Origin of the sequence: Infirmifilum sp. NZ, from assembly GCF_022693705.1 — an archaeon.
Lineage (GTDB): Archaea > Thermoproteota > Thermoprotei > Thermofilales > Thermofilaceae > Thermofilum.
The window spans coordinates 1151746-1172894 of sequence record NZ_CP094288.1 but is presented as its reverse complement, the minus strand read 5'-3'; the positions used below and the strand labels follow the sequence as shown (position 1 = coordinate 1172894).

21 protein-coding genes and 1 rRNA gene are annotated in these 21149 nt (G+C 51.4%); 13 read left to right on the top strand and 9 right to left on the bottom strand.

All coding sequences use genetic code 11. The features are described 5' to 3' along the window. Window positions 1-3 precede the first annotated feature (3 nt). Both MOV14_RS06435 and MOV14_RS06430 read right to left on the bottom strand, forming a co-directional pair. The gene (locus MOV14_RS06435; RefSeq protein ID WP_318536510.1) at window positions 4-1074 is read right to left on the bottom strand and encodes a DUF373 family protein; all 1071 of its coding nucleotides are present in this window, start codon (window positions 1072-1074) and stop codon (window positions 4-6) included. A gap of 87 nt (window positions 1075-1161) precedes the next feature. Continuing rightward, the gene (locus MOV14_RS06430) at window positions 1162-2514 is read right to left on the bottom strand and encodes a cyclic 2,3-diphosphoglycerate synthase (protein ID WP_318536509.1); all 1353 of its coding nucleotides are present in this window, start codon (window positions 2512-2514) and stop codon (window positions 1162-1164) included. 187 nt (window positions 2515-2701) lie between these two features. Between MOV14_RS06430 and MOV14_RS06425 the strand changes: the two genes are divergently transcribed. From MOV14_RS06425 to MOV14_RS06410, 4 genes are all read left to right on the top strand, one after another. After that, a complete protein-coding gene (locus MOV14_RS06425) occupies window positions 2702-3103 on the top strand; it encodes a hypothetical protein (RefSeq protein ID WP_318536508.1) in 402 nt (133 codons plus the stop codon). Window positions 3104-3182: 79 nt separating this feature from the next. Beyond that, the gene (locus MOV14_RS06420) at window positions 3183-4133 is read left to right on the top strand and encodes a transcription initiation factor IIB (RefSeq protein ID WP_318536507.1); all 951 of its coding nucleotides are present in this window, start codon (window positions 3183-3185) and stop codon (window positions 4131-4133) included. Window positions 4134-4973: 840 nt separating this feature from the next. After that, window positions 4974-5807 (top strand): diphthine synthase, encoded by an 834-nt coding sequence (dph5, locus tag MOV14_RS06415; RefSeq protein ID WP_318536506.1) that lies wholly within the window; start codon window positions 4974-4976, stop codon window positions 5805-5807. Next, window positions 5768-6475: a DUF357 domain-containing protein gene (locus tag MOV14_RS06410; protein ID WP_318536505.1), complete on the top strand. Its 708-nt coding sequence runs from the start codon at window positions 5768-5770 to the stop codon at window positions 6473-6475. The genes dph5 and MOV14_RS06410 overlap by 40 nt, the downstream gene beginning before the upstream one ends. On the opposite strand, the gene MOV14_RS06405 is transcribed toward MOV14_RS06410, so the two are convergent. Beyond that, window positions 6438-7106, bottom strand: coding sequence for an endonuclease V (locus tag MOV14_RS06405; RefSeq protein ID WP_318536504.1), 669 nt, complete (start codon window positions 7104-7106; stop codon window positions 6438-6440). The two genes, MOV14_RS06410 and MOV14_RS06405, sit on opposite strands and share 38 nt — an antisense overlap. Then, window positions 7099-7734: a hypothetical protein gene (locus MOV14_RS06400; RefSeq protein ID WP_318536503.1), complete on the bottom strand. Its 636-nt coding sequence runs from the start codon at window positions 7732-7734 to the stop codon at window positions 7099-7101. Before MOV14_RS06400 ends, MOV14_RS06405 begins: the two co-directional genes overlap by 8 nt. A gap of 418 nt (window positions 7735-8152) precedes the next feature. Between MOV14_RS06400 and map the strand changes: the two genes are divergently transcribed. Then, window positions 8153-9067: a type II methionyl aminopeptidase gene (gene map, locus MOV14_RS06395; RefSeq protein WP_318536502.1), complete on the top strand. Its 915-nt coding sequence runs from the start codon at window positions 8153-8155 to the stop codon at window positions 9065-9067. On the opposite strand, the gene MOV14_RS06390 is transcribed toward map, so the two are convergent. From MOV14_RS06390 to MOV14_RS06375, 4 genes are read right to left on the bottom strand one after another with little or no spacing between them, the layout of a single operon-like run. After that, window positions 9064-10506 carry a helicase C-terminal domain-containing protein gene (locus MOV14_RS06390; RefSeq protein ID WP_318536501.1) on the bottom strand — a complete coding sequence of 481 codons (1443 nt, stop codon included), beginning with the start codon at window positions 10504-10506 and terminating at the stop codon, window positions 9064-9066. The genes map and MOV14_RS06390 overlap by 4 nt on opposite strands. Window positions 10507-10511: 5 nt before the next feature. Further along, complete coding sequence (locus MOV14_RS06385; RefSeq protein ID WP_318536500.1) at window positions 10512-11663, bottom strand: ATPase, T2SS/T4P/T4SS family; 1152 nt, start codon at window positions 11661-11663, stop codon at window positions 10512-10514. Further along, window positions 11663-12007: a hypothetical protein gene (locus MOV14_RS06380; RefSeq protein WP_318536499.1), complete on the bottom strand. Its 345-nt coding sequence runs from the start codon at window positions 12005-12007 to the stop codon at window positions 11663-11665. The genes MOV14_RS06385 and MOV14_RS06380 overlap by 1 nt, the downstream gene beginning before the upstream one ends. Continuing rightward, window positions 12007-12720 carry a ParA family protein gene (locus MOV14_RS06375; protein ID WP_318536498.1) on the bottom strand — a complete coding sequence of 238 codons (714 nt, stop codon included), beginning with the start codon at window positions 12718-12720 and terminating at the stop codon, window positions 12007-12009. The genes MOV14_RS06380 and MOV14_RS06375 overlap by 1 nt, the downstream gene beginning before the upstream one ends. Window positions 12721-12816: 96 nt before the next feature. Between MOV14_RS06375 and MOV14_RS06370 the strand changes: the two genes are divergently transcribed. From MOV14_RS06370 to MOV14_RS06350, 5 genes are read left to right on the top strand one after another with little or no spacing between them, the layout of a single operon-like run. Further along, on the top strand, window positions 12817-13311 hold the full coding sequence (locus MOV14_RS06370; RefSeq protein ID WP_318536497.1) for a hypothetical protein: 495 nt from the start codon (window positions 12817-12819) through the stop codon (window positions 13309-13311). After that, window positions 13312-14091: a hypothetical protein gene (locus MOV14_RS06365; protein ID WP_318536496.1), complete on the top strand. Its 780-nt coding sequence runs from the start codon at window positions 13312-13314 to the stop codon at window positions 14089-14091. It abuts the gene before it with no gap. Window positions 14092-14111: 20 nt separating this feature from the next. After that, the gene (locus tag MOV14_RS06360) at window positions 14112-16505 is read left to right on the top strand and encodes a hypothetical protein (RefSeq protein WP_318536495.1); all 2394 of its coding nucleotides are present in this window, start codon (window positions 14112-14114) and stop codon (window positions 16503-16505) included. A gap of 21 nt (window positions 16506-16526) precedes the next feature. Further along, on the top strand, window positions 16527-17597 hold the full coding sequence (locus tag MOV14_RS06355; protein ID WP_318536494.1) for a hypothetical protein: 1071 nt from the start codon (window positions 16527-16529) through the stop codon (window positions 17595-17597). A gap of 9 nt (window positions 17598-17606) precedes the next feature. Further along, window positions 17607-18653, top strand: coding sequence for an ATP-binding protein (locus tag MOV14_RS06350; RefSeq protein ID WP_318536493.1), 1047 nt, complete (start codon window positions 17607-17609; stop codon window positions 18651-18653). Between the two features lie 178 nt (window positions 18654-18831). Here MOV14_RS06350 and MOV14_RS06345 read toward each other — a convergent pair whose 3' ends face one another. After that, window positions 18832-19266 (bottom strand): winged helix-turn-helix transcriptional regulator, encoded by a 435-nt coding sequence (locus tag MOV14_RS06345; protein ID WP_318536492.1) that lies wholly within the window; start codon window positions 19264-19266, stop codon window positions 18832-18834. Window positions 19267-19325: 59 nt separating this feature from the next. Between MOV14_RS06345 and MOV14_RS06340 the strand changes: the two genes are divergently transcribed. From MOV14_RS06340 to MOV14_RS06330, 3 genes are all read left to right on the top strand, one after another. Beyond that, the gene (locus tag MOV14_RS06340; protein ID WP_318536491.1) at window positions 19326-20489 is read left to right on the top strand and encodes an NAD(P)/FAD-dependent oxidoreductase; all 1164 of its coding nucleotides are present in this window, start codon (window positions 19326-19328) and stop codon (window positions 20487-20489) included. A gap of 46 nt (window positions 20490-20535) precedes the next feature. After that, a 5S ribosomal RNA gene (gene rrf, locus MOV14_RS06335) occupies window positions 20536-20654 on the top strand. Between the two features lie 261 nt (window positions 20655-20915). Continuing rightward, window positions 20916-21086, top strand: coding sequence for a hypothetical protein (locus MOV14_RS06330; RefSeq protein ID WP_318536490.1), 171 nt, complete (start codon window positions 20916-20918; stop codon window positions 21084-21086). Window positions 21087-21149 lie beyond the last annotated feature (63 nt).

The following is a 21149-nucleotide window of genomic DNA, read 5'->3' as shown; positions in this document are numbered from 1 at the left end:
GTATTACCTCCCGCTTTTCCTCTCAAGAGGCATTATTGCTACCGAGAAAACCACGAACCCTAGAACTATGAAAGACCATGTTAGAATCGCTCTTATGTCACCTCCTCCGGAGAGGTATTTGGCAACCTCTACCAGCAACTGCCGAGATATGAGTATCGTGGTAATCGCGAAGGCATCTGAGTACAGCGGCGGCTTACGCGATAAGACGGCGTCTACTAACTTACCGAAGATTAGCAGGGCAACCGACAGAACGAGTAGATCTACAACTATTAGCTGGGCTCCCACCGGAGCTATAAGCATATCTCCGAGGGCGTTCCAGACCCCCTTGGAGAGGCTTTGGACGAAGACCGATAGACCCTGTATAACGCCCAAGAGCAGTAGCAGCGAAGAAAGTAGCAGGGTGGCGAACGTTATCGGCCTCGAAGCGTAGATTTCTCGTAGTGCCACGTCGAGCTCATACCCTTTTACGAAAAGAGCGGCCCCTGTGAGAAGTAGTATGATAGGCCATACAAACTGCGGAACCAGCGTCGAGAGGACAACGTAAGCGACTAGGACGGCTCCAGTTAAACCTAGGGAGTATCTACGGTACTTTTCCTCTGTCACGAGCTTCTTTAGGTAATTGACCATTAGGACGAATGTCTCCTCTACTCCGCGAGACTGCTGAACGATCACACGCCTAATTGAGATGAGTGGAAGCCTGGATTGTATAAGCGGTGCGACCGCCTCATCTGTAGGTCCGTCTGACACGAGTATTGCTCCCGTGTACTTATCTTTGGATAGGATAGAGTCGAGCTCGCGTAGTATTTTCATGTCAGCTTCAACTCCCTCCTCCTTCACGCCTGCCAGCAGGGCAACTTCGACTTTGCCCTCATACCCTTTTGCCTTGAGCTCCCTGTACGTTTGGATAGCCGCGAAGAGGGCGTTAGAGTCTGAGTCCTCTGGACGCCTCAGAATGTAGTCGAGCGCGATCTTCAGAATGCTTTCTTCTCCTACGACCGGTGTGGATACGCCTAGAGTATCACCCACATCGTTGTCCCTATCCACGCATAGGACAAGTACCTTGCCTTCCTCCATACCGACTGAGAATATATTTGCTCTCGAAGGATTATATTATTATCTACCAGGAGGCCTCGAGTAAACACCGTCCAGAAAGATCTATCTTCACCGAGGTTTTACCTTCTTCGTGATAAAGTCAGATAGTATCTCTAATAGCCCAGGGTTGCTTACATCGCGAGCTTCGTAAAACACCCTCACAGCCGGCTTATTTAACCTGAGGTAGCGACGTAGGTCTGATGGGGTGCCGAGAACGACGGTATCTGCAGGCACTTTGTTAAGCGTCTCCTCGAGTTCTCTGATCTGGGTTTCAGAGTACCCTAGTGCCGGGACAACGGGCCCTATGTGAGCATACTTCCTGTACGCCTCAGCGATCGTGCCGACTGCGTAAGGACGTGGGTCTACAATCTCTCTAGCACCGTAAAGCTTCGCAGCAAAGTACCCTGCTGCATGGCTCAGCGACCCATGGGTTACTGTAGGTCCATCCTCGACTACCACTACACGTTTACCCTTAACAAGCTCAGGAACATCCACATTAACCTCCGAGACCGTATGAACAATAATTGCCTTTTTATTCACCTCACGAACGCTTTTTTCAACCTGCTCAATTGCGGACTTATCGACCACGTTGACCTTATTGACGACTATAACGTCAGCCAACTTCACGTTAACGTAACCCGGGTAAGAGCCCAAAACGTCATCCGGCCTTGTAGGGTCAACCACCGTTATATAGAGATCAGGCTTGAAAAATGGCCAGTCGTTGTTCCCGCCGTCCCACACTATGAGCTCCGACTCTTTTTCGGCTTCTCTAAGAATTTTCTCATAGTCAACTCCCGCGTACACGATGCTACCCATGGCGAGGTGAGGCTCGTACTCTTCGCGCTCCTCTATTGTACACTTGTACTTATCTAGGTCTTCAAATGACGCAAACCTTTGAACCACGCTGGACTTAAGGTCACCGTATGGCATCGGGTGTCTAACGACGACGAACTTTACTCCGTGCTGTTTCAGGCCCCTGGCTATGAGACGTGTGATGGTACTCTTCCCAGCCCCCGTTCGCGAGGCAGTCACTGCTATAACTGGCCTAGTTGACTTCAGCATCGTTTTTTCAGCTCCGAGTAGAACAAAGTTCGCCCCGGCGGCTATAACACGGCTTGCCTTATCCATCACATCGTTAAAACGCAGGTCGCTGTACGAAAGATAGACCTCATCGACGTTGTACTTCCTTATAAGGTCTTCCAGGAGATCCTCGGGGTAAATCGGTATCCCGTTAGGATACAATGGACCGGCCAGTTCTGGCGGGAACGTGCGATTTTCGATAAATGGGATTTGCGTAGCTGTGAAAGCAACGACTTCGTAGTTGGGGTTGTTCTTAAAGAGAACGTTAAAATTGTGAAAATCGCGACCTGCGGCTCCCATTATAATGACTCTTTTCCTCGAAGGTGGTGTTTGCGAAGGCATCGAAGCCCTTGTTGAAAGCTTCATCATGAATTAAATAAATTTTTGTAAAAGTTTTTGATATTTTTTCTGATAGTAGAGCAATACTTTTACTTCTTAAGGAGAATCTTCATGAAATGCATTCAATAGATCAAGAAGATTTTTATTACGATGTTAGTAGTGGTATGAGAGTCGAGGCAACACAATGTGCGTGTCACTGCTAGTTGATACAAGCGTTCTCTTGTTCGTTTCTGAGCGGAGGTTGAGCCTCTTAGATGTGCTTTTTGACTGTGAAATCACAGTCTGCCGTATCTTAATTGCCGATGCTGTTGTGGAGGAGTTAAAGAGGCTTGCTCTCTCTAAGGCTTCCAAAAGAGGTAGGAGTGCATCGATTGCGCTAGCTATGCTAAAGGATGTACTTTCTAAGCACAGTAACTTGTTCTCAGTTATTGAGGTGAAGACCAAAGAGGGAGACGTGGATTCAACGCTAATATCCCTAGCCAAGAAAGAGGGACTTATTCTCGCTACGGCAGATAAGAGAATGAAGACAAGAGCTGAGAAGAACGGTGTCACAGTACTATTCCTGAGGGAAGCTAGCGGAAAACTCGTATAGGCACATGTACACCTCTTCTTTGACAGAAAACTTTATAAGTAAATTGGAGAAATCCTTAAATAGGTTTCGGGTGAGTGGCATGGCTAAAAGGGAGAATGCAAAAGAAGAATTTGAATCTGAAGAAGAGCTTAAGTGCCCACAGTGCGGCAGCACGAAGTTAATCTATGATGCCACTCGCGGTGAAATAATCTGTGCAAACTGCGGCTACGTGATGAGCGAAAGGGAAATTGACAGGGGGGCAGAGTGGAGGGCGTTTACGCCAGAGGAAAGGGAGAGAAGGAGTAGGGTCGGAGCACCTATCTCGAGATTTGGGATCGAAAGCCTCGTCACAGACATCGACTGGGCTGGGCGCGACGCGGCAGGCCGTGAGATTAGCCTTAGGAAGAAGATAGAGATGCTTAGGCTTAGGAAGTGGCAGGTGAGAGCCAGAGCCCAAAGCTCTATTGAAAGGAACCTGGCTCAGGCAGTTGTGGAGCTTGAGAGGCTTGGAGCTCAGCTCGGTCTGCCTAAGTCTGTCCTGGACCGAGCTATTGAGATATACCGAAAAGCGCTAGACAGTAATCTTGTGAGAGGCAGAAGCATCGAGTCTGTGATGGCGGCCGCTGTTTATGCAGCCTGCAGAGAAATGAGGTTGCCGAGAACATTGGATGAGATAGCTCTCTACACTAGGGCCGGGAGAAAGGACGTGGCAAGATGCTATAGGCTACTGTTGAGGGAGGCCGCAATAAAGGTTCCGCTACCGAACGCCTCTGACTTTGTACCTCGTATCGGGTCGTTGCTGAGACTGTCAGGCTCCACGATCAAAAGGGCTATGGAGATCATCGAGCAAGCTAGAAACGCGGGGCTCACCGCAGGTAAGGATCCCGCAGGATTAGCCGCAGCAGCAATATACATTGCTGCAATTCAGAATGGAGAAATGCGGACCCAGAAAGAGGTCGCTCGGGCTGCGAAGGTTACTGAAGTTACTGTGCGTAATCGCTATAAGGAGCTCGTTAAAAAACTCGGGATAAAGCTTCCGGTAAAAAAATAGCACTATTAAGGGGCTTAAAGCCTAAATTAAGACGGCTACTCAGTAGCTATAGCTATTAATTTCTTCGGAATGCTCCTCGAGGTATACTAGATTTATGAGAATGCTTGGTGGTACTCGGCCGCGACCGTCACATTACTCCCATTCACTAGTCCGGAGAGGCCTTCTTCGAGGTAACCCTGGATTTTCCCTCTCGGAGCGAGGCGAGGTGCTAGGCGACACTTGTCCCCGGTTCAACGTATTCACGAACAATACCCTATACAAGCGCGACAGCCTCTCCAGCCTACGGCTTTAAGCGCAAGGTGAGGTATTCACGCGGGTAGCGACGGCCACGTAACATCGGAGGTGGCCGAAGCTACACGCCTGATGGGGCCTAATGCATTACTTTCGCACTCCAAGTCCACGGCACCGTGGCCGAGCAACACGAGCGGGTTATGTGCCCTTAGTGTAAGGTAGACGTAGCGGATATTACCCGCAAACGCCTCCCTGGTGTCTCCTGAGCATAGTCTTTTCAAGTCACCATTAACGTACTCCGTGGCGTAGACCCTTAGGTGCGGCTTTGCTCCCTTTAGAGCGCCAGAAAAGCTTCACGGAGCCGTTGTTTCGAGCCACGAGCGGCGCCCAGATCCCACACTTACCTCAACTCTCATGCTTAAGTGGATGCTGGGGTACAAAAATTCTCATGTAATGTGTCGACTAAAGGCTAAAAGCTGTAGGGCGTTAGTAGACATCCTCCCACAACCTCTTCCAGTCCGTAGTAAGCGGGGGTCGCGAGTTGATCGCGGGAAGAAACTCGGGAAATCTAAAAAGGCGCTGCTGGTACACTATAAATGCATCGTTAGTATGCTGATAGTCGGAGGAGTAGGTATCTGGGGTCTTCGGGACGTCTCGCTTGGACTCGTTGAAGCATTAAAGACAGCTGAGCTGGTGTTCCTAGAGGAGTACACGAGCATCACGCCTGGCTTCTCGAAAAGAGTTCTGGAAGATGTTATTGGGAAGAAAGTGGAGGGCCTGACTCGCAGCGACTTAGAGAATGGCAGGCTCCGCGAAATACTCGAACTGGCGCGGACTAATAAGGTTGCTATTCTGACCTACGGAAACCCCTTCTTCGCCACAACGCATGCATACATAGTCTCCGAGGCTTACAGGCTCGGAGTCCCCGTAGAAATATACCCTGCACCTTCTGTTTTCGACGCTATCCTCTGCTCTACAGGCCTGCACGTCTACAAGTTTGGCAGAATAGCCACTCTCGTCTTTCCAGACGAGGGGGTTGGGTACTTTCCATACACAACATACAAGGTTCTGGGTGACAATCTCTCTCGGGGTTTGCACACATTGCTCCTCTTGGAAATGAGGACTGAGGATGGTGTGTTCATGAGCATACCTGATGCCGCTTCTGTGCTCCTGGGGCTCGAGGAGAGGTTCCGCGAGAGAGTAGTCGAGCCCAACATGCTAGTGATAGGAGTTTCCAGGGCACTGTCACCAGATGAGGAAATCTTTATCGGTAGCCTAGAGGAGGCGACAAAGCTAGAAAAATCCCCACCGCCTCACTCTTTAATCATTCCGGGCGTCCTACACGATACAGAAATAGATTTCTTGCATTACAGGCTTGGAGTTAAACGCGAGGTGCTTACCGGTTGGAGCGAGTCTGTAAAGAGAAGGCTTCAAAGTACATAGAGAACGTAGAGGAGGCCCTGAGGCAACTAAATCATTCCAATGTTGCGTCGAGGCTTCAAACAGTAATAGAGCAGGTCAAGCTATACTTGAAGGACGCGCAATTTTACCTTAATCGAGGTGATTGCATTACATCAATCGCGTGTTCGAGCTACGCCGAGGGGCTCCTCGATGCCTTAAGATTCTTAGGCCTTGCAGAATTTCAGTGGAGGAGCGGTCCCGCTGCTGGCTCTGCGAAAAAAGTCCTGGTTGGCGGTGTGTTTGACATACTGCATCCAGGACACATATTCTTTCTGCGGAAAGCCGGCGAGTACGGCAGAGTGTACGTCGTCGTTGCTAGAGATCAAACCGTATTGGAAACCAAGGGTCACCTGCCTATCTTCAGCGAAGGCGATCGGGTCGAAATCCTAAACAGCCTGAAGATCGTGGAGGAAGCGTTCCTCGGTGACTACCCGCCGAACTTCGAGAACGCTATTAAGAGAGTGAACCCTGACTACATTGTGCTCGGAAGTGACCAAGAAAGGCTCGTTCAGGCTGTCGAGAAAGCGATTGACTCCCTAGGAGTGGACACAAAGGTGGTAGTGCTCAAAGAGCGTATCGAGGGTTACTCGTCGACGCTCTACAGGGACAGACTTAGGAGCTATTACGCGAACGTAAAAACTCCAACCTAGACCTGGTCGCTATTCTGTGAGCTTGAATTAATGGTTCTGGAATCGAGGAGTTCTTTTTGGTAAAGCTTATAGTCAGTTTTAGGGCAGTTTCAAGAGTTACTTTATGCCCTACACTCACGTAGATAGCTCTACTCCGCTCTCCAAGCTTTATGGCATAGGCCAAAACCTCGCCTCTATAAACAACTACCCCTAAGTTCTCCCGCTTTTGAAAAACCTCACCCACTAGCAGTTTTTTGGCAACTCCAATGGTGGGTTTATCGAGAATTACCCCAAGATGACATGCAAATCCGGCTTTAAACGGGTGCAGTCTCCCGTTTCCGTCAACAAACAGCACTTGATAAGGTGTGCTCAGAGATTTCACGGCCTTATAAGCCGGCCAAACCTCTCTAAAGGCGAGTAAAGTGGGTATATAGGGGAACTGTACGTCAACAACCACGGTTTTGCTTTCAATAACTCTCAACCCGGGGTAGTCCACAACTACAGCTGATGCAACGGCTTTATCATCAACATAGGCTACGTCGACCCCCGCAGCGTACTTTAAAGGGAAATCTATCTCGTCTACTTCTTTCACTTTTTCAGCTATCTTCTTTTGGGCTATCCTTGCTTTCTCGATAGAGAATCGTTCAATCACCCGCTCCACCAGAGAGGAGATGATCTATTTTCCTTGACAGCTTAATGGATTTCTCCGACACCAGGATGTCTTTTCTAGTGCTGTCGATGAGCGCTCTCGCAACGTCCACTTTGTGCCTTAACCCAGGTGTCAACGCCTCGGGAAGAGAGAACTTGCTTAACTCGTAGAATATTCTTTCCATGAGGTCTACTAGCTCCCACGCTCTGGTAAAGTTATCCCGCCTTAGCTCGTCCAAAGCGCTTCTCCTCAGCTCGCCTATAAGGTCGCCCAAACCTTGAAGGTAGGCTTGGGGCTCAACGCCCAGATCCTCAAACGACGGTGGTGCAGTCCCGCTTAAGATTGAGTAGAGCATTTCCGCCTCAACGTATTCAGCTTGAGCCGATATCACATACCCGGCGTAGTAGATGTTGGGAAAGCCCTCGCGGAAAGAGAGGATCCTCCTAAGGAGACGGCGAGCCTCTTCAAGGCTTTGAATGCCTCTTTCCCGATCGCCTCTGTGTAGGCTGAAAATGGCTTCTCTCGCTTTTCTCGTTAGCTCACGTGTCAGTGTCAGAATTTCTTCTCTTTTCTCATCAAGCTCGGTTAACAATTTATTGATCTTTTCAAGATCCTTACCTAACACCTCCACGGTTTACTCGGTGTAAACCAACTGGTACGGTTTAAATACTTACCATTGTTCCGTGCTCCTCTGGTCGCTTCGCAAGCTTTGCAGGCCACTTGTCCTTTAAGGGTACCCAGCCCCACTAACGCTTCGGCTTCCATAGATTCAAAGAGCCATTTCTTGCACTCTAGTTTTCGCTCGTCACAAGGCTAGAGGCCCATGCCGAGTCTATTAAAGCATTAATGATAGCTAGGCACAGGAGGTCGGTTTAAGGACGGTCGGAGTTTGGGGTAGAGGTGTCTCTCTTAGATGAGTTACGGTAGAAGTGAGGCGGCGCTGTTTCCCAGAGAATTACTACTTGATGTGCGAGGTAAGATCGCGCGATAGCAGGGGTCTGATAGTTACGAATTTATGCTAAAGGCTTTAAGGCTCTTGAACACGCAGTATGGAGGAGAAGTACGCTCGCGCAGGCCAGATAGCCTCCTCGGCTCTTAAACTCGCTATAGATATAGTTGATGAAGGTGTGCCCTTAATAGAGATAGCCGAGCGACTTGAGGGGTTCATAATTTCTAGAGGAGGTAAGCCGGCCTTCCCGGTTAACATCGCTATTAACGAAGTCGCCGCTCACTACTCGCCAAGTATCGAGGATACGAGCGCGGTTCCTCGAGGAGCTCTTGTTAAGGTGGATCTCGGCGTGCACGTCGAGGGTTATATCGCCGATACGGCGATTACTATTCCATTAAGCAGTAGGTTTAACAATATCGTAAAGGCCAGCCTGGAGGCACTCGAAGAGGCTTTAGCCATCATTAAAGCTGGTGTAAGCGTGAACGAGGTAGGAGCTGCCATTACGAGGAAGATATCCTCTTATGGATTACGACCCATCAGAAATCTAACCGGGCATAAAGTAGAGCGTTTCGAGCTTCATGCGGGCAAGAGTGTGCCGAACGTGCCAGGCTTCGAGTACTTTGCCGCTAAAATGCTTGAGGGTGAAGTTTTCGCCATAGAGCCTTTTGCAACTGATGGGGCTGGTTTTGTCGTGGAAAAGGGTTGGAGTAACATTTACCGAGTTGTCTCGGTGAAGAAAATCCCCCGCGAAGGCGAACTGAACGAGGTGCTGGAAACACTATGGAGGGAATTTAGGGGGCTACCTTTCTCTGAGCGCTGGGTTGTGAATAGGATAGTAAGCAAGGAGCAACTCGAAGAGCTGGTGAAGCTGAGGCGCGTGTATCACTATCCAATGCTGGTTGAGCAGGGGCTTGGCTTCGTAAGCCAATTCGAAGACACCGTCATTGTCTCGCGAGACAGAGCTTTACCACTGGCCTCTACGACGAAACTCTTCAGAGAGTCTTTTGCGCTTTAACGCGATACTAGAACTTTCTCTAAACTTCTCAAGTCCACTTCCTCGAGCACCAGTGTCGGGCTGAAGTCGAAGCGCCTGAACCTGTAGTCCGCCAGGACTATAAGTGGGCTGTCCTCGGGCTTCCGGGTGGCCCTCCCGACGCACTGCAGGGTTGTGGTCACCATGGGCACCCACCTCGCAGCGTCGCCGCTGATGCCCAAGCGGTTGTAGTAGCGCTCGTACCTCGCCTCCACCTCCGGCGGTAGGAAGGGTGCCCCCAGGAGGGCTACGGCGTCCGCTGACAGGTCCACCCCCTCGCTGAAGCGCCCGTAGACAGTGTAGAGCGCCACACCCCTCCACTCCGCCGGGAGGCGCTCCTCGTAGAAATCCACCCCAGCGATCACCTGCCTCGCAACCCTCTCGGTGGCGAACGCCAGAACCCTCGAGTAGCGCCGCCTCAGCGCCGCGAGCAACTTAACGTAGCCCCAAATGGTCTCCGAGCCGTACTTGCTCGTCAGGTCCGTGACGACCAGAGCCCTCCTGGGCTGCTGAGGCACCCTGACAACCTGCGCCCCGAAGAGCTTTTCGAGGGGCTCCGGCACCGTACCACTAAGGTATATGCGGGGGTTAATGTTGGGCTTCCACGGAGGCATGTAAACCTCAATTGCTCCTGCTTCTCGGTAGACTACCCCGCCCCTCACTACCGCCTTTAGCAGCCTTACAAGCGGCACTAAAGCAGTATGCACCTTACCAAGCATCTCTCTGTAAAGCTGGAGTACACTCTCAAGTGCCTCCTCAGCAGCACCCTGTTTTGAAAAAGCCTCCTCTACAACTGGCACCAGGCTCGGCTCCCTAGTTTTCAGCTCGTCCAGTGCTAGCTCCAGCTTGGCGAGATCGTACTTCAAAACCCTCGGCGCCAGCAAGTTGTGGGCCTCGTCCACGACAGCAGCGCTGTAGTAGCCGCTCACCCTGCGGTAGTAGTTCTGTACAACGACGTCCGCCCTGCTGATCACGGCGTCCTGGGCGTAGTAGTGACATACTCCCGGTAGCAGTTTAGGTAGTTCCTCCCAGCTCTCCGCCCACAAGTCCCCCACCCCCTCCCTGACCAGCGAGAGGAAGTGGGGGCACTGCGCCCTGAAGGCCCTGCAGAACTCCGCCGTGTCCTCGACGCTCCTGGCGTAGGGGCACAGTTTTTCCCTCCCCGCCGCCACGAAGGCCCTCAAGCCCAGCCTCGAGGCGTCGGCAACAACCCTCCTCCCGACCTCCAGCGCCCTCGTCAGCCACAGCACCGGCAGCCGATGCGAGGCCTTCAGCCCCGCGAGGACAGCCAGAGTCTTGCCCCAGCCCGTCGGAGCCACCAGTAGCACGTCACCTTCAAGCTCGGCTATCAGTTGCGCGACTTCAAGTTGCCCAGACCTCGGCTGTAGGCCCGCTTTTTCGAAGAGCTCCTCCGCTTTCAAAGTTTTTACCGCTTGAGACTCAAGCCAAAACTACTATAGACCTCAGCTAAGGCTTGGTTCGCGGCACCCACGTACAGTTGATCTGGCACTGCCTTCAGGAAATCTTCTTCTGCGGCAAAGTCTCCGTCGGCGTATACTGGGAAGAGTCGTTGCCCGTCGCTCACGTAGATGCCTTCAACCTGCCTCTCCACACCGCTGGGAGTGACTTTCTTGCGCGTTTGAACAAAAACGTCGATGTATTGGAGCGCGCTGTTCTCGTCGCCGTACCCAAGGTGAGCTCTGAGAGCATCTGAAAGCACTTTTACAGCTTTCCTTATAGACGGGCTGTGAAAAGTTGTTATTGTCGGAAGGCCTGCGCGTCCTGGCTCGACTATGCTCCACACGTCCTCTGCCATTATTTCTCCAACCACTAGAACGTCGGGTCGGTAGTACCTCATTGCAAACCTTACTCCTTCTGCCAAGTTATCGTTAATTACCCACGTGAACCATCCGTCCCTAAACACTAGCTCCCTGTACTTCTCGACAACTGCGATATGAAGAAACGGGTACCTAAGTGCCACCTCCCTCACTAGCGAGTTGAGCAGCGTGGACTTTCCTGAGCCAGGTGGTCCGAGAATAAGTACGACCGATGGTCTCATCAGCAAAAGAAGAAGCCTGGCAGCTGCAAGCGGAGGCAGGATTTCTGTGATCGCCGGCACTCTCGCGAAGCGAGTTGCAACCAGTTGCAACTGACCGCCCGAGGAAAGCTGAAGGGAGACTCTCCAGTCGTCGACGTCCACGACGCCTCTAGGGCGCCTCATGTCAACTTTTACTCCCGTTGCGGCAATTATCTTTACAATGATGTTTTCTAGCTCCTCCCTTGTGGGTGCTCCAACAATGCTCACCCTCCCAACGTTCTTTATTGTGACGATTGTTTTTCCCTCGAAAAGCCACACCTCTTCGGCCTCCTGGGATAGAAAGATTGGTGATAGCCTGCCCCATATGTCGTGCTCCCTCAAGGGAATTACATCTACGCGCCCATCGTAACTGACAACGAAACCGCTCGGGTTTTTAACCAGTAATTTAGAACCACTAGGTATAAGATCCTCAACGCTCACAATTTCCTGGCTACTCTGCTTTCCTGTCTTGGATGTTCGAAAGGTTCTCAGAAGGTTCATCAAGCAACACCAGAAAATGCTCTGATAACCGAAGCTATTCTCTCCTTCTCCTTTAACAGGCGATTTCTCTCACCCTCAAGTTTCGCGATTTCAGCCTCTATTCTGCTAATATCCCTATCAATCTCCACCATCCTTTGGCGAACCTTCTCAGCTAAGGCTCCCTCAAATCCCAGACTCCTTAGAAGCTCCTCAAGAGTCCTTAACCCACGCTCAAGCATATCCTTATCCTCCACGACTCCTAAGGTTGTCTCCATCCTCATAGGCGGTGACGGAATTGGTAAAGACTGTTTCTCAGCGCGTTCAGCAACCCTCGACCCATTCGCGAAAGGTCTCCTTAACGACATCAGCCTGTCACCTTCAGCAACGGCTTCTCAATGCGGTAAGCTAGGAGCCTCAGCTCATCTTTAACACGGCGATTTGATAGGGAGTAAGCGTCTTCAATAGTGCTTGTAAGCGAAAACAGGAGAGCAGAGTCGAACGGAAGCGTGAACACCGATCCGAATTCATCCTCTGCTTTCTCTTTCCACTCACCCATCATCGTAAAGTACTTATTGAGAAGCGGTAACACAAGCTTTCTGCTGCGAAAAGCTCTCCGCTTTAACCACTCTTTAACCGCCTGGAAGGACAGAGAATCAGGATTAAATACCGGGACAATTATTTCGGCTAAGCCAACTATGGGGTCATATAGCGAACCGGGGTAAGCGGGCAGATCTATAAACACGTGCGAAACGTGGCTGCTCACGCGGTCTAGCAAGTACTCAAGCGTTTCGGCGTCCACGGGACCTATCTCGCCACGGCTTGGGGCGACATGCAGGTTGTCGCTAAATGGACTTGTCACGATAACATCGCCCCAGGAGGCGTTTCCCAGGAAATAGTCGTTGAGGTACGGTGGGCCGGGGTCCCTCTCCAGGGTTAGCTGGGTGCTACTGCCGTATTCGCCTAAATCAATGAGGAGTACTTGTCTACCGCTCTTCGCAAGGTGATAGCTTAAGAGGCTGGCGGTTACTGTTTTCCCAGTCCCCCCTTTGTTACCGGAGGCAAACGCCACGATAACCATAGTATCCCTGCTTGTTTACATGCACGCATTAATAAGACGAATAAACGCGGTTCCTTCTCTCACTTTTCAATATAAACTTGCGGCTAAGTTTCAACGATGAACTTTAAGGATAAAATTAAGCTGAAAATTCTCCAGGTTAGGTTCGAAGCATCGCTTAGAAGAGCAAGAAGGAAAGAAGTGGTGGAGTGGCGCAACGTCGACGAGAAGATCGCCGCCATTGTCCCCCTTGCGCTAAACGCACCTTCGCTTCTGCAGCCTGAGGAGATCGTATTGAAGATCTTTCAGCCATTCGTTGATATCCTAGCCCTCCTGTCCGCGATAACCTTCGGTATCGGCGTTCTCGGCTTTATTATACTTATTTTGGACGCCGCCCTTTCGTGGGTAACCGGAGGGAGCTTTGGGAGAAGCCTCGCCGTGTCTAAATTTATACGCGCCGCTGAAACACTCGCGATCATACCGATAACTTTCTTCGTCGTCTACGTGCTTAACTCGCTGGGCATCCCGGAGATCTCCAGCATTGCTCAGATCATGGATAGTCTGCTGAGGCGTGGCTGGACCATAATTGTAGGCACGCTATCGAAGGGAGTGTAGATGCTGGTTGTTGATCTCGTCGCCGCGAGTGGGGCACTACTGTACCTCGCACTCGGAACGCTCAAGTGGACATTAGGTAGACGCGGTGAAGCTGTCTACGATTTCGAGGCAGCCGTGAATGTATTGCTCTACACCGTTATCCTTCAGGTGATCTTCTCAGCCGCTGACAGCATAGCTGGCTCGATCGGAATACCTATAAGCCTCAACTCCGCGGGCTTCGTCAGTGAGAGACTCAACGAGAGCAGTTTGACATTTGCTAATGCCAGCAGACTAGCCGTCGAAACGATCCTTTACGTCCAGAGCGAGCGGGCGGTTCTGGCGTCCGCGCCTCTTACATCGCCATTCGCTAGCGTACTTGGTGCAGCAACGGGCTGGTCTGTAACCGAGCTATCTATAGCTGCGGTATTTTTCCTGCACTTAAGCTTCGCCTCGAGGGTTGTAGCTGCAGCCTCACAATATCTCGCCCTGGTTGGTTCTGCTCTGCTACCAGTCCCTAAGTTTCGAAGGTGGGGCAGTAGTTTTCTGGCAATCTATCTCGCAACGAGTTTAGGCTTGTTGTACAGCAACTCTGTGACGGCGAAAGCTATAGGCAGGGTCCATAGACCCTCGCCTTTTTCTCCGGCAGACTGGGTCAACGTAGCGAGCATTGCAGGTGAGACCGCCGTAGCTTTAGGTGAGGCAATGACCCTAAGCGCGGTAGCTCTATCGCTAGCAACGGCGGCTGGAGTGGGTTTCGCCGGAATCTTCGAGGGGATCTACGTCAACTTTGTGAGAGTATGATCGCGTGGTCGGTCGGCCCTTTGGTAGTGCTGCTCGTTTTCCTGGGTAAATGGTTCACGGGGCGGAGGAGCGAGGCGGTGAGTTGGCTCTCCAGAGAACTGGCTGAAGTGCTACTGGCGGTGTCTATAGTGGTGGCATTAGAGCCACTCCTCTCTATGGCCGGGCCAGGGCTTTTCGATTCTGCTAAGAGCACTATCGATAGGAGTATAGCCTCGCTAAGCGCATTCCTTGACCGGCTTCTGGATCTTTCGAAAGCAGTGGCTGTTTTGGATGTTGTACTAGGCATTGTTTTCGCGGAGGCAGGGAGCTCGACGGCTCCGACGGTCGTCGCGGGTTATCAAACATCTATGCACGCTGCTCTGGGACCCCTGGAACTGCTAGCCACCTCTACTGGACTCGCCTTCGCATTGCTTCGAGGCTTGCTAACCGTTTTAAACTTCTCCCCGAGCTTTCAAGGCCTGCTTGTTTCGCTGACACCTACATTGCTTGTACCGAGGGTGCGAAGGCTCACTTTACCCGTGTGGTTTGTCGCATTCATCCTCGCCGTTTTGATACCCACCGCCGTTCAAACGTACACTTTGAGCCTTCAGCCTCTAAGTGTTGGGATCCCCGTTGAGAGCAACATTGGGGTTGTGAAGTTTCACGTAGAGGACGTTTCCGCTACTCCTTTTTTCAAGCCAGATGTGTTGGTAGCTCTCCGAGATGATTGGGGCCACGTGTACGTGACCCGGATCCGCGAGGGCTCGGCGGTGTTGCTCCCGATTGGAAACTACACTGCCCTCTGGTTGGTTCACTACTGGACCAACTTTACGCTCCATGCGTGCTGCTACTCCCCGCGCGAGTACTCGAGCTGCAACTGCTACGTCTGGCCAGCCGTCTTTCAAGTTAAAGAAGGCTATACCACTGATGTCCAGGTATGGTTACCGGTAGAGCCTATCGAAGAGGGTAACGGACACTCAGGCCACGTGTTGGCCTATGTGGGAGACTCTATTGTGCGGTCGAATAAGGGAGAGGAGTATGTCACCTACTCATTTTCACTTCACGAACTAAAGCGCGGTGTAACGGTTCTCGTACGAGGGGGGCCGTACCGCGTGCAGTACAGCCCGAATCTTGGAGGGTGCAAGCCTAACATCACGGTGAGCGACGAGAAGCCTCCAGGCAAGCTCATAGATCCCGGCTGGCTCCAACAAGCCAGTGAAGCTTACAGGAAGTGGCTACAACGTGTTGCCAGAGGAATCTCCGTAAACGGGGAAGTACCACTCAATCTGACCGAGACGCCCATCCCGGGTTTCAGCGAGTACGCGCTCCACATTAGCATTGCTCACTGCGACTCCATAGAGGGCAACACGACGGTTAATCTGAACTTGACAATATGGGGTATCGCCCAGTGGAACGCGACAACAGCCCCGACTTATATTAGCTCATGGGATCCTGTCACCCGCTTTACGGCGTGGATAACCGAGAATGTCATCGAAGTTCTAAACCCCATCGCACAGCTATTTGGGATTGTGATGACTTTATTGATCACTGCCTCGGCACTTTTAAGCTTCGCTGGAGTAAGCGCATTTTACTTGAGCGATTGGGCTAAAGCTCTCCTACCACATCCCCGCAGCCTCATAAAGCCACCGTTACTCAGCTGGGCCAAGAAAGTCCTAGACAGAGAGAGGAGGGAGGATGAGGAGCGTTGGATTGAAAATCATCTGGACGAACCAACCCGAGTAAACGAGGTGGAGAATTTATTCAAGAAAAAACGCGCTTCCACATTCTCTAAGAGAACCGAAAGGGAGTTATTCGAGGTGACGGTAAGCGAACGGGGGGCGCGTAGAAAGAGCAGCAGGGTCAGAAAACTCCTGAACATGCACCTTCGTTCCCAAAAAAGCCTGAGAGCTCTTGAGGGGCCTGTAAGGCTAGCAGTGAAGGAAAAACTCCCCCAGCTACCCCTGAAGTTACATATAATGTACCACGCGTTTCGCGGCTACAGGAGATTCTCCTATAGGCAACTGAACTTCGAAGCTGCTGACAATTATATAATGACGCTAGATAGGGATCTCTACACGCGGATCCTAACGACCTACAAGCAACTGGCTTTAAACGACCTGAGATCCTCCCCGAGAAACCAAGAGGAGGTTTCAAAACTAATCAAGCTCATAGAAAATGCAGAAACCCTTAGTGGGGTCGACACTGGGGTTATCTACGCGACAGCATTTGATCATGAGTTGTACCTCTCGCTCCTCAAGAGGTACAAGATCTACGAAGAGCCCATCTTCTCGAGAAAAGCGCTTCTGCTGAACTATCGACTCCAGGCGCTTAAACGGCTAGGTAGCGGAGAAAATGTAAAATGGGCTCGCGAACTGTACCTGGATTTCAGGCGAGCTAGTGAAAAGGACTCTCGAAGGCTGGGAGAAAGCCAATAGTACTCGAGGAGGGGCGGGGCATTGAACAGAAGTATAGTCTCCCTTCTTCTGTTCCTCTCAGGTCTTTCGCTGACAACCTACTCGCTTCCACTAGCCTACCTTTTAATCTCGCTCTCGTTCACCGTGTCAGCTAAAGAGATCTACAAGCTATTCGTGAGCTTTACGCTGAGAGGATGCCCGTTACAGAGCCTCGAGTGCCTCGAGAACGCGTGCTACGGTAGGATGAGTAACCTGTATTGCGGATACATAGGCTTCGAGGTGCTGGACTGCCGTCATGGTTGCTACGACCTCGACGAAAGAGAGTTCTGGGCACGCTCTATGACGCTTTTCAACGCAGCATTCACCTCAGGTGGACAGTACTTCTTCGTAGTGCAAAGGGGGAGAGTGTTCCTGCTGGCGAAGAGATGCGTGACTAGGCTTTGCGATCTCGCAAACAATCTACTAGAGGCTAAAGAGACCATTGGGCTGGGAACAGAGCTTACCGGATGTACCCTCAGGAGGCTGAGGGCAGACGAGGTTAGGGAAATCCTCAGGCCAGCCTGGTTGAAACAGGTTAGAAGTAGTCCTATAAGGCTTCTGGGAGTGCTTATTCTGACCGCAATCCTCACGCCTTATTTCCCTCCATTCCTCGTCCTCCTAGTGCTTCAGGTAATGATTATACCCCTAATCAAAGGTGATATTTACTCCGTAAGCCTGAGCCGCGAGACCCAAGTTTACAGCTTACGAGAGTCCACAGTAACATACACTTACCCAAGCCTCCGCGAGGTGTTCTCCAGGGCGCGGATCAACTACAGACTTGCACAATCGATAGAGTACCTTGCCTTCAGGCTTGAGCCGGCTTCGTGGGAGCATTCAAGCAAGATAGACGCAAAGGCATACCGGAGCTACGAGTTTGGAACGGCCCTGGATAAGCTGAGCACAATCCACCAGAGCCAGAAGTACTTCCTTGCGAGCAGGAGAAGGTGGGAAAGACGGGAGCCCGTTTACCTGGCATCGGCCATCCTGTTAGCAACTCCTCACGTGCGCGAAGTATATGACCGGATGGGTCTCCACTTTTCCCATGACGTATTCACGTTAAAAGTACTGGAATAGCGTATAGCGATGATGGACAGGATCATACGCTCACTCATGGAGAAAAAAGTGCTCCTCCTCGCAGGAGACATAATTCCCGTTATATCCCCGCTATCGGTCCTAGCCCCGAGAGAAGAGAGCACTGGTTTTCACCTAGGCATCGACGAGAGAGGCAGGGACATCTTTCTCAACCCTGAAAAACTGCCTAACATGCATGGAGTAATCTTGGGAACTAGCGGCAGCGGCAAGTCTACGCTAGCAAGGCACTTAATACTTGAAGCACGGGAAAGTGGAGTGAAGACCTGGGTTATAGATCCACATGGCGAAGAGGCGTACGCGAGATTGTTCACCAGACGCCTGATAATTACGAGTGACAGGATAGATCTTCTTACGGCTACCGGCTGGGATCTGCTAGAATACGCAGGGGAGTTGGGTAGATATGTCGAGCTGATATACGGTTTGAGGGGGGCTAGAAACGTTATCCGCGAGATTATTGCCGAGTGCTTAAGAGAACAGAGCCTCGAGCCCTTTAAGAAACTGGCTAACGGAGACCCTGACCTTGAAAGGTTGTTTGATGATATATCGCGGCTCCACGGAAATGATTACAGAATAACCGAGCTGGCAGAGCAGGACGTCTACTTCACTCTACCTTTGATGGCGTCCCGGGAGCTTGTGGCGTTTGCGACGCAAGTCCTGCTACTGTTGCTACATGGCTACATGAGGGCGAGGGGCGCAAGGCAGAGGCTCGAGATGGTTGTAGTCTTAGAAGAGGCGCACGTCCACTCCCCCTACCTACTTTCGCTGTTTAAAGAAGTGAGAAAGTGGGGTTATGGCGTCATAGCAATCAGTCAACTCCCCAGGGAGTTCGACCCCCGGGTTTTCCAACTTGCCGGATTCGTGATCATCCTCGCTGGCCCCGAAAGCTACGTACGGGATGTCGAGTCGCTGTTTTCCCTCACAGCAGACGAACGCGACCATGTTCTTTTCTCTACCCGAGGGGCAGCCCTGTTCTACCGGCAAGGCGACCCCCGGCCGCGCAAGGTTTTCTTGAAGTTAAGACAAGCGGCTCTAGCTTAGAAATCCGCAGGCCTAGGGGGTTAAGCTGATGTGACAATATCTTTAGTTTCCCCGTATCTTACGTGTTTGACCAGCACTTTTCCCTTACTCCTCAGGATTGGAGATAGGTTGAGGGGGACCATAACTACCCAGCAAGAATGGGTCTCCGACCAGTAAAAGGGACGCGGGAAGCAGCCAGTTAAGATTGAAGGTTAAGATGTGTCTGCCTGGAAAGGTAGTAGATGAGGGGCACCATGAGAAGCGCGGTGTCACGACCTGCTTCAGTTAACCTGTAGAGAATTGTTGTTGGAGGTCCAGGTTTGACCTCCCGTGCGATCAAACCGTGAACTTCCAACTCCTTGAGGCGCAAAGCAAGGCTTCTTTTGCTAATCCCTGTAGCCGTACGTAGTTGATTGAAGGATGAGGGCCCTGCCAATAGAAGAGCATAGAGCAAAGTTAGAGCCCATTTTTTTGAGAGAATTCGGAAGCTAGGTTCTAGAGAGCTTATTATCATCTTGACTTCAACCAAAGACAATTTTCCCTCTTCCACGAATTTTTCAAGAGTTTCAGAGACGCCGTTTAGTACGTGGCGAACTTTCTCTTCCACTTCCTGCTCGATGGTCCCTCTCCTCATTCGTAATCTTCAATGGTACAATTTTTATACCTGGTATATAACTTATACCCCTGATAAAAATGAGTTACGACGCTATAGTCGTAGGTGCTGGCCCCGCGGGACTGATGTTCTCCAGGAAGCTGGCCGAGAAAGGCTTCAGAGTCGCTGTCATCGAAAAAAACGAGACCCTTGCCGTTAAGCCTTGCGGAGAGGGTATTAGTGCTCGTGTGCTCCAAACAGCAGAAGTTTCAAAGAGCGATGCCCCCCGCTTTGTCTCAAGGCCCATAAAGGGGGCAGCAGTTGTAGCCCCAAACGGCAAAGAAGTGCTCATAACAGAGAAGGGAGAAATGGGTTATGTTATAGACAAGAGAAATTTCCTTAGGGTAATGGCCGAGTATGCAGCATCGAAGGGCGCGGATATCTTCATGCGAGAACCCGCGAGAGAAGTTACTCTGAAGGATGGAAAGGTTAGAGTAAACACTAGAACACTGAGTCTTGAAGCCCCTCTTCTCGTCGGAGCTGACGGGTACCTTTCATTCGTGGCAAAAACGTTCAACTTAGAGAAAGCCGGCGAGAGAAAAGTCATACCAGCGATACAGTACGTTATGACGGATGTTAAGGTACCGGACCCTGAACTCACATACTTTTACCTGGGTAATAGCATAGCGCCTAAGGGGTACGTCTGGATTTTTCCAAAGGACGGAACTCTCGCAAATGTCGGAATAGGAGTCCAAGGCGCTGCCCCGAAGAGCTACCTAGACAAGTTCATCAAAGTTCACCCAGAGATGTTCAGCCGCTCTAAGATCATCGAGTTTAGAGGGGCAGCTGTAACAATCGGGGGAATGCTGAGTCAAATAGTGCAAGATCATGTTGTGCTGATCGGCGAGGCAGCAGGTCAAGTAATACCGCTAACCGGAGGGGGTATACACACATCGATAGCCGGTGGTAAAATAGCGGCTGAAGTTTCCGCTGAGGCTTTAGAGAGTGGCGATTTATCTTCTAAAATGCTACGCAGGTATGTTGATAAGTACAATGAATACTGGGGTAAGAGAATAAGAGACAGCCTAAAGGCGTTGAACGTAATCGAGAAGCTGAGCGATGACGAGCTTAACCAGCTCGCGGACATCCTTTCCCCAGAAGACGTCGTGAACCTAGCTAACGGAGAAAACATTACGAGTGTCGCTGCAAAGCTCCTAAAGCACCCGATCTTTAGTATAAAACTTGCGAAGGCCCTCCTGTCTTAGTGCTTCAACGCAATTTTTTTATACCCCTGTAAATACGTGTCATACTGGCCCCGGCCATAGCACCCCTGCAACGCCCGGTCTCATTCCGAACCCGGAAGCTAAGGGGGGTGCGCCGTCCTGAGTACTGGGGTCCGCGTGCCCCGGGAAAGGGCGGTGCTGGGGCCACTTTATACTGCACATGTGTCTTGCATTGTTCGCTTAAGCCTGGTTGATTTTATTAATACAGTTGCTAAGGCCGGAGGAGGTTTGAGGACAGGAGACGTTATCTGCTGTTTGCGAAGCAATGCTACTTTTTAGTTTTTCCTTTGTTTCCTCTCTTGTTCTACTCGTGTCTTCCCTCGCTTCCAGCAGGTTAGTGAGGGGGTGCGGGAGGGTGTTCGAGCGACATCGGTTCAGGCTTTTAGCCGGCACAGCATGTGTGAAGGTTTGATCCCCGCCCCGCTACTTCAGCCCGCAGTTGAGGTAGGCGACAAGGTCTGGGAGAGCGTGGCAAGGCGACTGGAGGCCCCGGCCCGCGGTTGGCCGCAGCCGGCGGCCGCCGGCTGCTCCTCTCCCGGAAGCCCCTCGAGGGGCAGGCTCGCAATGGCCGATGCTTAGCCCCCGTAGCGTGAGCCCGAGACCGACCAAAGATAACGGGGAGATAAGAAAACCAGTAGGAAC

What these genes read in the sequence shown, in the direction of transcription:
- MOV14_RS06380 (WP_318536499.1), bottom strand. Translation starts at nt 12,007, where the DNA reads ATGTCGTTAAGGAGACCTTTCGCGAATGGGTCGAGGGTTGCTGAACGC.
- MOV14_RS06370 (WP_318536497.1), top strand. Translation starts at nt 12,817, where the DNA reads ATGAACTTTAAGGATAAAATTAAGCTGAAAATTCTCCAGGTTAGGTTC.
- map (WP_318536502.1), top strand. Translation starts at nt 8,153, where the DNA reads ATGGAGGAGAAGTACGCTCGCGCAGGCCAGATAGCCTCCTCGGCTCTT.
- MOV14_RS06420 (WP_318536507.1), top strand. Translation starts at nt 3,183, where the DNA reads ATGGCTAAAAGGGAGAATGCAAAAGAAGAATTTGAATCTGAAGAAGAG.
- dph5 (WP_318536506.1), top strand. Translation starts at nt 4,974, where the DNA reads ATGCTGATAGTCGGAGGAGTAGGTATCTGGGGTCTTCGGGACGTCTCG.
- MOV14_RS06385 (WP_318536500.1), bottom strand. Translation starts at nt 11,663, where the DNA reads ATGAACCTTCTGAGAACCTTTCGAACATCCAAGACAGGAAAGCAGAGT.
- MOV14_RS06430 (WP_318536509.1), bottom strand. Translation starts at nt 2,514, where the DNA reads ATGCCTTCGCAAACACCACCTTCGAGGAAAAGAGTCATTATAATGGGA.
- MOV14_RS06365 (WP_318536496.1), top strand. Translation starts at nt 13,312, where the DNA reads ATGCTGGTTGTTGATCTCGTCGCCGCGAGTGGGGCACTACTGTACCTC.
- MOV14_RS06345 (WP_318536492.1), bottom strand. Translation starts at nt 19,266, where the DNA reads ATGAGGAGAGGGACCATCGAGCAGGAAGTGGAAGAGAAAGTTCGCCAC.
- MOV14_RS06340 (WP_318536491.1), top strand. Translation starts at nt 19,326, where the DNA reads ATGAGTTACGACGCTATAGTCGTAGGTGCTGGCCCCGCGGGACTGATG.
- MOV14_RS06375 (WP_318536498.1), bottom strand. Translation starts at nt 12,720, where the DNA reads ATGGTTATCGTGGCGTTTGCCTCCGGTAACAAAGGGGGGACTGGGAAA.
- MOV14_RS06350 (WP_318536493.1), top strand. Translation starts at nt 17,607, where the DNA reads ATGATGGACAGGATCATACGCTCACTCATGGAGAAAAAAGTGCTCCTC.
- MOV14_RS06435 (WP_318536510.1), bottom strand. Translation starts at nt 1,074, where the DNA reads ATGGAGGAAGGCAAGGTACTTGTCCTATGCGTGGATAGGGACAACGAT.